The organism is Pseudoalteromonas sp. AS71, from assembly GCF_038900275.1.
GTDB lineage: Bacteria > Pseudomonadota > Gammaproteobacteria > Enterobacterales > Alteromonadaceae > Pseudoalteromonas.
Genome location: NZ_JBBMQZ010000008.1, coordinates 125,639 through 138,869, shown reverse-complemented (window position 1 = coordinate 138,869; position 13,231 = coordinate 125,639). Strand labels below are relative to the sequence as shown.

Below are 13,231 nucleotides of genomic sequence, written 5' to 3'. Positions count from 1 at the left end.
GCAATGAGCACAGAAATTAAAGTTCCTGTTCTTCCTGAGTCGGTTGCAGATGCTACCGTTGCTACATGGCATGTAAGTGTTGGCGACAAAGTAACTCGCGATCAAAACTTAGTAGACATTGAAACAGATAAAGTGGTTTTAGAAGTGGTTGCACAGCACGACGGTGTAATTACAGAAATATCACAAGAAGAAGGTGCAACCGTACTTGGCGATCAAGTTATGGGTTTACTTGGTGATGCTGATGCAGCGCCAGCAAGTGAAGGTTCATCTAAAGAAGAATCAGCACCAGCTAAATCAGAAGACGCGCCAGCGGCGCAATCAGCACCAGCATCAGAAGGTAAAGAAGTGGACATTAAAGTACCTGTACTTCCAGAATCAGTTGCAGACGCAACAATTGCTACATGGCATGTACAACCAGGTGACGCAGTAACACGCGACCAAAACTTGGTAGATATTGAAACAGATAAAGTTGTTCTTGAAGTAGTAGCTCAAGAAGATGGCATCATGGGTGATATCATTCACAACGAAGGCGATACTGTACTAGGCGAGCAAGTAATTGGTTCGGTTAAAGCAGGCGGTGCACCAGCGGCTCCAGCTGCAAAAGCAGACGAAACGCCAGCAGCAGATTCTAGCGAAAGTTCAGATGTGTTAACACCATCAGTTCGTCGTTTAATTGCTGAGAAAGGCTTAGACGCTTCTAAAATTAACGGCACGGGTAAAAATGGCCGCGTAACTAAAGAAGACGTTGATACGTTCTTAAAAGCACCAGCGCCAGCGGCTAAAAAAGCAGAAGCTTCTGCTCCTGCAGCACCGATGGGCGATCGTACTCAAAAACGTGTTCCTATGACTCGCCTGCGTAAAACGATTGCTACACGTCTTCTTGAAGCTAAAAATTCAACTGCAATGTTAACAACATTCAACGAAGTGAACATGGAACCAATCATGAGCCTTCGTAAGCAGTACCAAGAAGTATTTGAAAAGCGTCATGGCATTCGTTTAGGTTTCATGTCTTTCTACGTGAAAGCGGTAACTGAAGCACTTAAACGCTTCCCAGATGTTAATGCATCAATTGATGGTGACGATATTGTTTACCATAACTATTTTGATATCAGCATTGCAGTATCTACTCCACGTGGTTTAGTTACTCCAGTACTTAAAGATTGTGACAAACTATCTGTTGCTGAAATCGAAAAGGGTATTCGCGAATTAGCACTTAAAGGTCGTGATGGTAAGCTAACGCTTGCAGATATGACCGGTGGTAATTTCACTATTACTAATGGCGGCGTATTTGGTTCATTACTATCTACACCTATCATTAACTTGCCACAGTCTTCAATTTTGGGTATGCATAAAATCCAAGACCGTCCGATGGCTGTAAATGGTAAAGTAGAAATACTTCCTATGATGTATTTAGCTCTTTCTTATGACCACCGTATCATTGATGGTAAAGAATCAGTTGGTTTCTTAGTGACTATTAAAGAGTTACTTGAAGATCCAACTCGCTTATTGCTAGATGTTTAATCTAGTTGTATGAAATGTAAGCTGTGAATGAACATTCACAGCTTTTTTTTTGCGCCTTTGGTCTTACTGGGGTTTTCATGTTAAGCCTTGGGATCTATACTAGGTGCGCAATTTGGGATAGTTGTTTATTTGAAAAAATATTCAGCTCTTTTAGTATAAAAAATTGGATAAAGCATCATGAATTTGCATGAGTATCAGGCAAAACAACTTTTTGCCGAATATGGTTTACCAGTTTCTCAGGGTTTCGCTTGCGATACACCTGAAGAAGCTGCAGCAGCTGCTGAAAAAATCGGCGGTGATATGTGGGTTGTTAAAACTCAGGTTCACGCAGGTGGACGTGGTAAAGCTGGCGGTGTAAAGCTAGTAAAAACTATCGACGAAGTAAAAGCGTTTGCAGCTAACTGGTTGGGTAAAAACCTAGTTACTTACCAAACAGACGAGAAAGGTCAGCCAGTAGCTAAAATTTTAGTTGAAAGCTGTACTGACATTGCTAACGAATTGTACCTAGGTGCAGTAGTTGACCGTGCATCTCGCAAAGTAGTTTTCATGGCGTCTACTGAAGGCGGCGTTGAAATTGAAACTGTTGCAGAAGAAACACCAGAGCTTATCCACAAAGCTGAAATTGATCCATTAGTGGGTCCTCAAGCTTACCAAGCACGTGAACTAGGCTTTAAATTGGGTCTGAACCCAGTACAAATGAAGCAGTTTGTTAAGATCTTTATGGGTCTTGGTAACATGTTTACTGATTTTGATTTCGCACTACTTGAGATCAACCCGTTAGTAATTACAGACGAAGGTAACCTTCACTGTCTTGACGGAAAAATCGGTATTGATGGTAATGCACTTTACCGTCAACCTAAAATCCGTGAGTTCCACGATCCATCTCAAGAAGATGCACGTGAAGCACACGCAGCAAGCTTCGAGCTTAACTACGTTGCTCTAGATGGCAATGTTGGTTGTATGGTTAACGGTGCAGGCCTAGCAATGGGTACTATGGACATCGTAAACCTACACGGCGGCAAACCGGCTAACTTCCTAGATGTTGGCGGCGGCGCGACTAAAGAACGTGTTTCTGAAGCATTCAAAATCATCCTTTCTGACGATAATGTTAAAGCTGTTTTAGTAAACATCTTTGGCGGTATCGTACGTTGTGACATGATTGCTGAAGGTATCATTGGCGCAGTTAAAGAAGTTGGCGTAAATGTACCTGTAGTTGTACGTTTAGAAGGTACTAATGCTGAATTAGGTCGTGAAGTTCTTAAGAACTCAGGTCTAGATATCATTGCTGCTGAATCACTAACAGACGCTGCTGAGAAAGTTGTTGCTGCTGCGGAGGGCAAATAATGTCTGTATTAATCAATAAAGATACAAAAGTTATCTGTCAAGGTTTCACTGGTGGCCAAGGTACTTTCCACTCAGAGCAAGCGCTTGAGTACGGTACACAAATGGTTGGTGGTGTAAGCCCAGGTAAAGGCGGTCAAACGCACCTTGGTCTTCCTGTATTCAACACAGTTCGTGATGCTGTTCAAGAAACTGGCGCAACTGCTTCAGTTATCTACGTACCAGCTCCTTTCTGTAAAGATGCAATCTTAGAAGCTATCGATGCTGGCATCGAGCTGATTGTTTGTATCACTGAAGGTATCCCTACGCTTGATATGGTTGACGTTAAAGTTAAACTAGATCAAACAGGTACTCGTATGATCGGTCCTAACTGTCCAGGTGTTATTACTCCTGGTGAGACTAAGATTGGTATCATGCCTGGTCACATCCACAAACCTGGTAAAGTAGGTATTGTTTCTCGCTCTGGTACTTTAACGTACGAAGCGGTTAAGCAAACTACTGATGCTGGTTTTGGTCAGTCTACGTGTGTTGGTATTGGTGGTGATCCAATCCCAGGTACTAACTTTATCGACGTTCTAGAAATGTTCGAAAAAGATCCACAAACTGAAGCAATCGTAATGATTGGTGAAATTGGTGGTACTGCAGAAGAAGAAGCTGCAGAGTACATCAAAGCTAACGTAACTAAACCTGTAGTATCTTACATTGCTGGTGTTACTGCACCAGAAGGTAAGCGTATGGGTCACGCTGGCGCAATCATCGCAGGCGGTAAAGGTACTGCTGATGAGAAATTTGCTGCATTAGAAGCTGCGGGCGTAAAAACTGTACGTTCACTTGCTGAAATCGGTAAAGCACTTAAAGAGAAAACAGGCTGGTAATCGCTTGTTTCCTTTAAAAAGGCCCGCATATGCGGGCCTTTTTGTTATTAGCTGAAAATTTAGAACGGGTAACTAATATGCTGGAAAAAACGTACAGATAAATCTTGTCGCTGCTTATTTATGGCTAGCTCATTGCACAGAGAATGAATTGTTTTTTCCACTTGGTTCATAAATCGACCGTACCCCATTTCATGTTTATCCTGTTGTGTAGCAACCACTACAAAATGTAGGGTCTCTACTAGTTTATTTGCCTCATAAAAATACTTAATCTGATTTTCATTAGAGTCAATATCAAAACTTAATTTTTGAAGTTCTGCATTGCCTTCACTTTTATCAATTTTACTGTTTCGTATAATAGGTGTTGCGCCATTAGCAACCATAGCGCCATGATTCAGGTTGTTATTTTGACACGCACGTATAAATGAGTAGGCAAAGTAGTCATAAAATTTAGCATAGTCATTTGTGTTCATTAGTGTTTGAAATTGCGTTTTAATAGCCCGCGAAACCGGTATAGTAAAAGTCGCGTAAGTCATCTCTGCGTGATCATCGGGTATGCTGCATTGTCTTGACTGATAGCGAGGGAAAAGGCTTCTTAATTTGTAACCATAGCTTTCCTTATTGCCTTTTTCTTTAGCAAATAGGTCATATGTTAAGTGTTGATGATCGCGAAGTTTAAACTGGGATTGATTTACTAAAAGTTGTTCTTGTAGAGTGTTTAAGACTTTTTGAACTTTATTATGAAATTCTGCAGAGTTGGCTCGTAAATCATCGCCTGTAGCTAAAAATAGAATACGTATTTTTTTACTCGGTGTACCTTCAGTGTAATAAATCTTATGCGCTTCATGATAGCAAGGGTTATAAAAAAAGAGCATCTGTTTATCTGTCTCAAACTGATAAGACTCATCATTAAACCTTACAACGGGCAGTTTATCATTCGCTAATAAGTGCACATTATAAAGCTCATATTCATCGCAAGAAGCAAACAGTTGGCGCGCAATACGTTCATAGCAACAATTTATATCACTAAAACTTTTGTAAAAATCTTGATTAGGGGTGATTTCTGCTAAAAGGTAGTGGTTTGCGCGTGCGTTAGTTGGAATATATACACGATGTTGATTAAGTGTAGCCATCTTCGAATCCTTATAAAGTAGGTTATTTTGCTACTATAATTGGCTTTGATGACTTAAATATTGCGCTAAAACAAATTTTATTCATAAACAAGAGTTAAGCTGAATTAAAGTTAAGCAATATCTAAAATAAACCTTAATCTATTGCTGTATGTTAGTGTATGTTTTTGTAATAATGCATTAGTTTTGTTATTACGTAATATTTAGAGGACTGCACTCCTATGGCGGAAACTGAGAATCGCCCAAGTAACTTTATTAGAACCCGAATTGATGAAGACTTATCAAGTGGAAAACATGCCACTACGCATACACGTTTCCCACCTGAACCAAATGGTTTTTTGCATATTGGTCATGCCAAATCAATTTGTTTAAATTTTGGCATCGCAAAAGATTACAATGGTTTATGTAACCTACGTTTCGACGATACAAACCCAGAAAAAGAAGATATTAACTATGTTAATTCTATAAAAGAAGATGTTCAGTGGTTAGGTTTCAATTGGGATGGTGATATAAAGTATTCTTCTAATTATTTTGATACTTTATATGGCTACGCTGTTGAGTTAATTGAAAAAGGTTTAGCGTACGTTTGTTTTTTAACAGCAGATCAAGCACGTGAATATCGTGGCACATTAAAAGAGCCAGGTAAAAACAGCCCATACAGAGATACTTCAGTTGAAGAAAACCTAGCGTTATTTGAAAAAATGCGTGCTGGCGAATTCAAAGAAGGTGAATGTGTCTTGCGTGCAAAAATTGATATGGCAAGCTCATTTATGGTGCTTCGCGATCCAATTATTTACCGTGTACGTTTTGCTCATCATCATCAAACAGCAGACAAGTGGTGCATTTATCCAATGTATGACTTTACGCACTGTATTTCTGATGCGCTAGAGGGCATTACACATTCGTTATGTACATTAGAATTCCAAGATAACCGTCGTTTATACGATTGGGTACTTGATAACATTAGTTTAGAGTGTCACCCACAGCAAATTGAGTTTTCACGTTTAAATCTTGAATACACAATTATGTCTAAGCGTAAGCTAAGCGACTTAGTGGTAAACAATTTTGTTGAGGGCTGGGATGACCCACGTATGCCTACAATTGCAGGTTTACGTCGCCGTGGTTATACACCTGGCTCAATTCGTGAGTTTTGTTTGCGCATTGGTGTAACAAAGCAAGAGAATATGGTTGAAATGGGCATGCTTGAAGCGTGTATCCGTGAAGACTTAAACGAAAATGCACCGCGTGCAATGGCCGTACTCGATCCTGTTAAAGTTGTTATTGAAAACTACGATGCAGACAAAGTTGAGGTTTTATCTGTGGCTAATCACCCAAATAAAGAAGAAATGGGTCGCCGTGATGTACTATTTACTCGTGAAATCTATATAGAACGAGAAGACTTTAAAGAAGAAGCGAATAACAAGTTTAAACGTTTAGTGCTTGATAAAGAAGTACGTTTACGTGGTGCTTATGTTATTAAAGCACAACGTGTTGAAAAAGACGAAAACGGCGAAATCACAACTATTTTCTGTACTTACGATACTGAAACACTGGGTAAAAACCCAAGTGATGGACGTAAAGTAAAAGGTGTTATTCACTGGGTTTCAGCACCAGAGTGTATTACGGCAGAAGTTCGTTTATACGATCGTTTGTTTAGTGTGCCAAATCCAGCAGCTGCAGAGGAATTTGAAACTACACTAAACCCAGAGTCACTGGTTGTTTTATCAAACGCTAAATTAGAGCCATCGCTTGCCAATTCACAAGCAGAGCAGGGCTTTCAGTTTGAGCGTACAGGTTATTTCTCTCGTGATTCTAAATCAGAGAACGTTGTATTTAACCAAACAGTGGGTCTTCGCGATTCATGGTCTAAAACTCAATAAGTAATATCTAAAAAACCTGAACTCTGGATAATAAATCTATCTCGAGCAACTATTTTCAGCGCTAACTGCGTTGAATTTACTTGCAATAGGCCAGCTATTGACGCGTGAATTCGCCTTGTTTTCACTTAAAATCTCTGGCTAGAGAAAATAAATTTAAATATCACCATGATTCAATACGTTGGTAAATCTCTTAACCAGAGTTCAGGTTTAATATCCCCAGTTTTTACTGGGTATGTTTATTACAAGCGTATTTTAGACACAAAAAAACCTGCACCCAGCAGGTTTTTTATTGCTTTTTAAAAGCGGTATTAGCTGTTAGCGTCGCTAAATTCTTTACACGCTGCTTTATCATTACACTCACCGTATAAATATAAAGAGTGGTTTGTAAGTGTAATACCATTTTCTTCAGAAATTTCAAGTTGACGACGTTCAATCATCTCATCTTCAAACTCTACCACTTTGCCACATTTCAAACATACTAAATGATCGTGGTGTGTGCTTCCAGAAAGTTCAAATACTGATTTGCCACCTTCAAAGTGATGACGGCTTACAATACCCGCATCATCAAATTGGTTAAGTACGCGGTATACAGTTGCAAGACCAATTTCTTCGCCTAAATCCAAAAGAATTTTGTAAACATCTTCAGCGCTGATGTGTTGGTTATCTGGAGATTGTAAAATCTCTAATATTTTAATACGCGGTAAAGTTACTTTTAAACCGGCTTTTTTAAGTTCCAAGTTATGATCAGTCATTAAATCTGTCTCAATTTTATTTGGTTATACTAGACATCTTGCAAAGATGTACACGACACATTAGCAACAAACAGGATAACGTGCCTAAGCGTTAAGTGCAAAGAACAATTGATTTATATTGCCACTAAAGCTTAAAACGCTAACTGTTTGATAATTATTTAAACAGCTAGCGATATATGCAGTAAATTAGTCAGCTAATTCACTTAAACACATTTCTTCATATACTTGAGCAGACCATGCTTTAACACGTTGTTCTGTAAGCTCTGGTTGGCGGTCTTCGTCAATGCCTAAACCTACAAAATGGTTATCGTCTGCCATACCTTTAGATGCTTCAAAGTCATAGCTTTCACTCGGCCAATGACCAACTACAATCGCGCCACGCTCAGTAACGATATCATTGATCATGCCCATAGCATCTAAAAAGTACTCAGCGTAATCTTCTTGGTCTCCACAACCAAAAATAGCGACAAGTTTACCTTCAAAGTCTACTTCTTCAAGCTCTGGAAAAAAATCATCCCAGTCACATTGTGCTTCGCCGTAGTACCAAGTAGGGATACCGAATAAGATCAAATCAAATTCAGCAATCTCTTCTTTAGAGCTTTTTGCAATATCATGAACAGCCACTAGCTTTTTACCCAATTCTTTTTGGATCATTTTTGCTACGTGTTCTGTGTTACCTGTGTCACTTCCGAAAAAAATGCCTACACTTGCCATGGATTTAAAACCTTTTATGTATCAATAGCCAATCTTTCTTGTAAAATTGTTTCAATCAGCGCACTGCGGCTAATATTTTGTGCATCTGCCATATCACTCAATGCTTGATATAACTGCGATGAAACTTTAAATTCAACACGCTTTAAACCACGTGCTTTATCTCTTTTTATTTGATTACGTTTATTTACCTTTAACTGCATATCCCGTGAAAGGGGATTGGTTTTAGGTCTGCCTGGGCGTTTTTCGTATTCAAATAAATCGAGTGTAGTTCTATCTGTTTCTGACTTCGCCATGCTTAACCTACACCTGCGCCTTGCCAAAATACTTGAATAAGCCCTTTAGCAATAAAGCCCGAACAACCTAAAAAGAGCACGCCCCAGACAATGTATTGTCCGAACTTAGGCACATTGCCACTTTTTAGTACGTCTTTAATTGCCATGCCGATGAATATGAAAATACCGGCTAAGCCAAAATACAACCCTAGGGTATCAAATTCGTTAATTAACTGACTGACCATCAACGTATAACCTTTAAATTAAACGGCGCGTACTATAGCATATAATTATTCATATATTTAGTGCGCAAAATCAAAAACACGCGATTAAAATTACTTTAAACCGCAGTTAAAAAGTCGTTTATCGCTTTATTTACAGCAAGTGGCTTTTGAGCATGAAGCCAATGGCCTGCGCCATGAATTATTTTAGCTTTAGTCTTTTTAAAGCGAGCTTTAATTGCAGTACGATGCTCGGGCAAAATATAGTCAGAATCATTACCTTTAATGAAAAGAGTATCGCACGAACAAGAATTATTTTCATTAACATTGGATGTGATTGTAGAATATTTTTCGTCAAGCACATTTAAGTTAAACCGCCATGCAAAATGACCTTCCTCATTTTTAGCGAGACTTTTAAGTAGAAACTGTCGCACTCCCAGTTCTTCTATATAAGGTTGCATAATTACATCAGCTTGCTTTCTATCGTCTATTGACTGCGCTGAAACCGCTTTTAATGCTTGTAATATTTTTGTGTGGCGAGCGGGGTAACTAACAGGTGCTATATCAAGTACAACAAGCTTATTTACAAGTTCAGGATGTGTAAGCGCTAATTCCATTGCCACTTTACCACCCATAGAATGCCCAACTAAATGTGCTTTATCTATGTTCAAATCTGCTAATAACTCAACAATATCTTGAGCCATTGCCGGGTAGTTCATTTCCTTGCTATGCGGTGAAAGTCCGTGGTTGCGTAAATCAACGTTAATAACATTAAAGTGTTCACTTAATGGTTTTGCGATTACATTTAGGTTTTCTAATGATCCAAAAAGCCCATGTATCAAAATAACATTAGGACCTTGCCCTTGTTGCCTGTAATTTAACTGCATACCCGCCTCCTGAAAATTTCGCCATAGTTTGCCGAGCATTGCTCTAAAAAGCAAAAAATACAGCGACTATTTATTAAATTGGGCTTTTGGGCGTTAAATCAACAACAATTAGGTAAATATTAATATGTTTACGGGAGTGCTTGTTGTAACTCGCATTTCTGATTGGTTTGGGTATAATCACACGGGAGAAAAAAATGTGACCCGTAATGACAGGAAGAACATGAAACAAATCGACATAGACGACGAGTTATATCAATATATTGCAAGCAATACGCAAAGTATTGGTGAAAGTGCATCCACTATTTTACGTCGTTTATTAAATCTGAGCGGCGAAAAAATTCAAACCGCAAACGTAGAACTAACTCAAAATAATCAAACTGCGACCACGTCTACCGCCACATTAAAAAGCTCAGAGCCATCTGCTGCTGAGACTGCAAAAAAACAAACGCCTTTAGCTCACGCACCAGTGAAGCAAAAAAGCGATAATGTTTTTAATGTATTAAATAAAGAAGAGCTGGCAATGCAAAAGGGCGTTGTTGGACGCTTTTTGTTTATTTTAAGTGCATTTTACCGCACACATAAAACTGATTTTTCTGCGGTATTAGACATAAAAGGGCGTGACCGTGTTTACTTTGCTACTAGTAAAGAAGCTTTAGTAAACAGCGGGAGTAGTATGAACCCTAAGAACATAACCGATAGTGAATATTGGGTTATGACTAATTCTAATACAACACGTAAAAAAATGATGCTTCATGAAGTTGCTCTTTGCCTTGGATATAGTGCAGAGCAAGCTGAAAAAATTCGCGATTACCTGTAAGGAAATATAATGGCTATTCACTCAGGCGCAGGCAAAACTGCTCCACAATCGGCATTGGTTAACGTACCTAAATTAGTATCTGCGTACTACTTAAACGAACCTGATCTTGAACAAAATCCAGATCATTGTGTTGCTTTTGGTACTTCAGGGCACCGTGGTTGTTCTTACGATGTTAAATTTAACGAGTCACACATTCTAGCGATTACTCAGGCTATTTGTGATTACAGAAAACAAAATGACATATTTGGTCCGTTATTTTTAGGCAAAGACACACACGCATTGAGTGAAGCGGCATTTAACTCGGCTATTGAAGTATTAGTTGCTAACGAAGTGCAAGTGATAACGCAAGAAAACGGTGATTTTACACCAACGCCAGTTATCAGCCACGCTATAGTGAGCCACAATAAACTACACCCAAATGAATTAGCAGACGGGATTGTTGTTACGCCTTCGCATAACCCTCCTGAAGATGGTGGCTTTAAATACAATCCACCTAATGGCGGACCAGCTGATACCGACGTAACTAAGTGGATTGAAGACAGAGCTAATCAACTTTTATTAGAAGATTTAGTTGAAGTTGAGTTATTCCCATTCGCTAAAGCATCGCGTTCGGGCTTTATCCGCTACGAAGATTTAATGAGTCCTTATATTGATGACTTAGCAAATATCGTTAATTTAAAAGCAATCAGCGATGCAGGTATTAAAATTGGTATCGATCCACTAGGTGGTTCAGGTATTAATTTTTGGCCAGTTATTGCAAAAAAATATAATTTAGATTTAACCGTAGTTAATGATGTTGTTGATCCTCGTTTTGCTTTTATGCCACTTGATAAAGACGGCAAAATTCGTATGGATTGTTCATCACCTTATTCAATGGCAAATCTTATTGCACTAAAAGATGATTTTGATGTGTCTATTGGTAATGACCCTGACTACGATCGTCACGGTATTGTAACGCCAGATGGCTTAATGAATCCAAACCACTTTTTAGCAGTGGCAATCGATTACTTACTTAAACACCGTGATTGGAATGAAACCGTAGAAATTGGCAAAACATTGGTTTCTAGCTCTATGATCGACAAAGTCGCTGCTCGTAACAACCATAAGGTTAAAGAAGTACCAGTAGGCTTTAAATGGTTTGTTGAAGGCTTAAGCAAAGGCAAGCTTGCCTTTGGTGGCGAAGAAAGCGCAGGTGCTGCATTCCTACGTTTTGATGGCTCTGTATGGTGTACAGATAAAGATGGCTTCATTATGGGTCTATTAGCCGCAGAGATTTTGGCTGTGACAGGTAAAACGCCATCAGTGCTTTATAAAGAATTAGAACAAGAGTTTGGTTCTCCAATTTATAAACGCCTAGATGCACCAGCCACAAGCGGTCAAAAAGCACGTTTAAAAGCATTGAGTGCTTCTGATGTTAAAGCAGATACACTTGCTGGCGAGCCTATTTTGCAAAAATTGACTCATGCACCAGGTAACGATGCCGCCATTGGTGGTTTAAAAGTGGTAACTGAGAACGGCTGGTTTGCAGCGCGTCCATCAGGTACCGAAGATATTTATAAAATATACCTTGAATCATTTAAAGGTGAAGAGCATTTAGCATTACTTGAAAAAGAAGCTAAAAAGCTTGTAGATTCAGTTATAAGCTAACTTAATCTAATAATTTTAAAACGGCTGATTTATTCAGCCGTTTTCGTTTCTATACCTTGTGTATATAAAAATATATTCATAAGAGTCTACTCTCACATTATTTTTTAAGGGCTTATTATATGTCTGCCAATCCATCTTACTTAAATGAATTAAAACACACTGGCGATTTTTTAACGCTTAGTTGCAATAACGAATGGCATCTAGATGCAGGTGAGTTTGTTTTAGATAATGGAACTCGTGTAAATATACACGATACCGGTGTAATCGAGTTTCAACCTGCTGTTACAACGTCAAAAGATGTAGTTTATTCAAGCGCCGTACACGGTAACGAAACTGCGCCAATTGAAATTTGTGATGCACTTATTAAACAAATTATAAAAGGCGAGCTGATACTTAAGCAGCGCGCTTTGTTTATTTATGGTAATCCACAATCAATTAATATTGGCCTGCGTTTTGTAGAAGAAAACTTAAATAGATTATTTAATGGTCACCATACAGTTGAAGGTGTACCAATGAATAATGAGCGTACCCGTGCTGCAAAGCTTGAGCAATACGTAAGCGATTTTTATACGCGTGGCGAGCAAGGCAGTAGCCGGTGTCACTACGACTTACACACTGCAATTAGAGGCTCTAAAAACGAAAAATTTGCTGTGTATCCATTTTTACATGGTAAGCCTTGGAAAAAGTCGCAGTTACAATTTTTATTGAGTTGTGGTGTAAATACCGTACTTATGATGAAATCTCCTGCAACAACATTTAGCTATTATTCGTCATTTATACATGGAGCTGATTCATTTACCGTAGAGCTAGGTCAAGTTAAACCATTTGGCCAAAACGACATGGCTCGCTTTGAAAAAACAAAGCAAACCTTAACTGCATTAATTAGTCAAAATGAAGTTGAATATCCTGAATTTAATGCAAACGATTTTGAGTTATTTGCTGTCCATCGCACAATTAATAAAACGCAGGACGATTTTAGTTTTCCTTTTTCTGATAATGCTGAGAACTTTACTGGCTTTGCGAAAGGTGAACTTCTTGCAACCGACGGTGATAAAGCGATTTACGCTGACGTTGAAGGAGAGGCTATTATTTTCCCAAATGCGAGCGTAGCATTAGGGCAAAGAGCACTCCTTACAGTTATTCCAATGGATATTGATAGCAATTTCGTCTAATTAAA

13 protein-coding genes are annotated in these 13,231 nt (G+C 38.8%); 7 read left to right on the top strand and 6 right to left on the bottom strand.

The window, feature by feature from the left end:
• Window positions 1-3 precede the first annotated feature (3 nt).
• From odhB to sucD, 3 genes are all read left to right on the top strand, one after another.
• On the top strand, window positions 4-1,521 hold the full coding sequence (gene odhB / locus WNY98_RS08190; protein ID WP_039487977.1) for a 2-oxoglutarate dehydrogenase complex dihydrolipoyllysine-residue succinyltransferase: 1,518 nt from the start codon (window positions 4-6) through the stop codon (window positions 1,519-1,521).
• Window positions 1,522-1,698: 177 nt separating this feature from the next.
• Window positions 1,699-2,865 (top strand): ADP-forming succinate--CoA ligase subunit beta, encoded by a 1,167-nt coding sequence (gene sucC, locus WNY98_RS08185; protein WP_002961809.1) that lies wholly within the window; start codon window positions 1,699-1,701, stop codon window positions 2,863-2,865.
• Window positions 2,865-3,737: a succinate--CoA ligase subunit alpha gene (sucD, locus tag WNY98_RS08180; RefSeq protein ID WP_002961811.1), complete on the top strand. Its 873-nt coding sequence runs from the start codon at window positions 2,865-2,867 to the stop codon at window positions 3,735-3,737. The genes sucC and sucD overlap by 1 nt, the downstream gene beginning before the upstream one ends.
• 59 nt (window positions 3,738-3,796) lie before the next feature.
• On the opposite strand, the gene WNY98_RS08175 is transcribed toward sucD, so the two are convergent.
• The gene (locus WNY98_RS08175) at window positions 3,797-4,867 is read right to left on the bottom strand and encodes a DUF3083 family protein (protein WP_342877609.1); all 1,071 of its coding nucleotides are present in this window, start codon (window positions 4,865-4,867) and stop codon (window positions 3,797-3,799) included.
• 218 nt (window positions 4,868-5,085) lie between these two features.
• Here WNY98_RS08175 and glnS point away from each other — a divergent pair, with 218 nt between their 5' ends.
• Window positions 5,086-6,744, top strand: coding sequence for a glutamine--tRNA ligase (gene glnS / locus WNY98_RS08170; protein WP_342877608.1), 1,659 nt, complete (start codon window positions 5,086-5,088; stop codon window positions 6,742-6,744).
• A gap of 308 nt (window positions 6,745-7,052) precedes the next feature.
• Here glnS and fur read toward each other — a convergent pair whose 3' ends face one another.
• The 5 genes from fur to WNY98_RS08145 all read right to left on the bottom strand — a co-directional run bounded on the left by fur (window position 7,053) and on the right by WNY98_RS08145 (window position 9,590).
• Window positions 7,053-7,496, bottom strand: a complete 444-nt coding sequence (gene fur / locus WNY98_RS08165; RefSeq protein WP_007586857.1) for a ferric iron uptake transcriptional regulator — start codon at window positions 7,494-7,496, stop codon at window positions 7,053-7,055.
• Window positions 7,497-7,682: 186 nt separating this feature from the next.
• Window positions 7,683-8,210, bottom strand: coding sequence for a flavodoxin FldA (gene fldA / locus WNY98_RS08160; protein WP_342877607.1), 528 nt, complete (start codon window positions 8,208-8,210; stop codon window positions 7,683-7,685).
• A 14-nt stretch (window positions 8,211-8,224) separates the two neighbouring features.
• Entirely contained in the window at window positions 8,225-8,503 is a 279-nt protein-coding gene (gene ybfE, locus WNY98_RS08155; protein WP_002962928.1) for a LexA regulated protein, read from the bottom strand.
• A gap of 2 nt (window positions 8,504-8,505) precedes the next feature.
• Window positions 8,506-8,727: a DUF2788 domain-containing protein gene (locus tag WNY98_RS08150; RefSeq protein WP_002962930.1), complete on the bottom strand. Its 222-nt coding sequence runs from the start codon at window positions 8,725-8,727 to the stop codon at window positions 8,506-8,508.
• A 95-nt stretch (window positions 8,728-8,822) separates the two neighbouring features.
• Window positions 8,823-9,590, bottom strand: a complete 768-nt coding sequence (locus WNY98_RS08145) for an alpha/beta fold hydrolase (RefSeq protein WP_342877606.1) — start codon at window positions 9,588-9,590, stop codon at window positions 8,823-8,825.
• 220 nt (window positions 9,591-9,810) lie between these two features.
• On the opposite strand from WNY98_RS08145, the gene seqA reads away from it, so the two are divergent.
• From seqA to astE, 3 genes are all read left to right on the top strand, one after another.
• Window positions 9,811-10,407 (top strand): replication initiation negative regulator SeqA, encoded by a 597-nt coding sequence (seqA, locus tag WNY98_RS08140; RefSeq protein WP_076924595.1) that lies wholly within the window; start codon window positions 9,811-9,813, stop codon window positions 10,405-10,407.
• A gap of 9 nt (window positions 10,408-10,416) precedes the next feature.
• Window positions 10,417-12,054: a phosphoglucomutase (alpha-D-glucose-1,6-bisphosphate-dependent) gene (pgm, locus tag WNY98_RS08135; protein ID WP_342877605.1), complete on the top strand. Its 1,638-nt coding sequence runs from the start codon at window positions 10,417-10,419 to the stop codon at window positions 12,052-12,054.
• A 119-nt stretch (window positions 12,055-12,173) separates the two neighbouring features.
• On the top strand, window positions 12,174-13,226 hold the full coding sequence (gene astE / locus WNY98_RS08130; protein ID WP_342877604.1) for a succinylglutamate desuccinylase: 1,053 nt from the start codon (window positions 12,174-12,176) through the stop codon (window positions 13,224-13,226).
• Window positions 13,227-13,231 lie beyond the last annotated feature (5 nt).

Coding starts and splice junctions, on each gene's coding strand:
- odhB (WP_039487977.1), top strand. CDS start 4: ATGAGCACAGAAATTAAAGTTCCTGTTCTTCCTGAGTCGGTTGCAGAT.
- sucC (WP_002961809.1), top strand. CDS start 1,699: ATGAATTTGCATGAGTATCAGGCAAAACAACTTTTTGCCGAATATGGT.
- sucD (WP_002961811.1), top strand. CDS start 2,865: ATGTCTGTATTAATCAATAAAGATACAAAAGTTATCTGTCAAGGTTTC.
- WNY98_RS08175 (WP_342877609.1), bottom strand. CDS start 4,867: ATGGCTACACTTAATCAACATCGTGTATATATTCCAACTAACGCACGC.
- glnS (WP_342877608.1), top strand. CDS start 5,086: ATGGCGGAAACTGAGAATCGCCCAAGTAACTTTATTAGAACCCGAATT.
- fur (WP_007586857.1), bottom strand. CDS start 7,496: ATGACTGATCATAACTTGGAACTTAAAAAAGCCGGTTTAAAAGTAACT.
- fldA (WP_342877607.1), bottom strand. CDS start 8,210: ATGGCAAGTGTAGGCATTTTTTTCGGAAGTGACACAGGTAACACAGAA.
- ybfE (WP_002962928.1), bottom strand. CDS start 8,503: ATGGCGAAGTCAGAAACAGATAGAACTACACTCGATTTATTTGAATAC.
- WNY98_RS08150 (WP_002962930.1), bottom strand. CDS start 8,727: ATGGTCAGTCAGTTAATTAACGAATTTGATACCCTAGGGTTGTATTTT.
- WNY98_RS08145 (WP_342877606.1), bottom strand. CDS start 9,590: ATGCAGTTAAATTACAGGCAACAAGGGCAAGGTCCTAATGTTATTTTG.
- seqA (WP_076924595.1), top strand. CDS start 9,811: ATGAAACAAATCGACATAGACGACGAGTTATATCAATATATTGCAAGC.
- pgm (WP_342877605.1), top strand. CDS start 10,417: ATGGCTATTCACTCAGGCGCAGGCAAAACTGCTCCACAATCGGCATTG.
- astE (WP_342877604.1), top strand. CDS start 12,174: ATGTCTGCCAATCCATCTTACTTAAATGAATTAAAACACACTGGCGAT.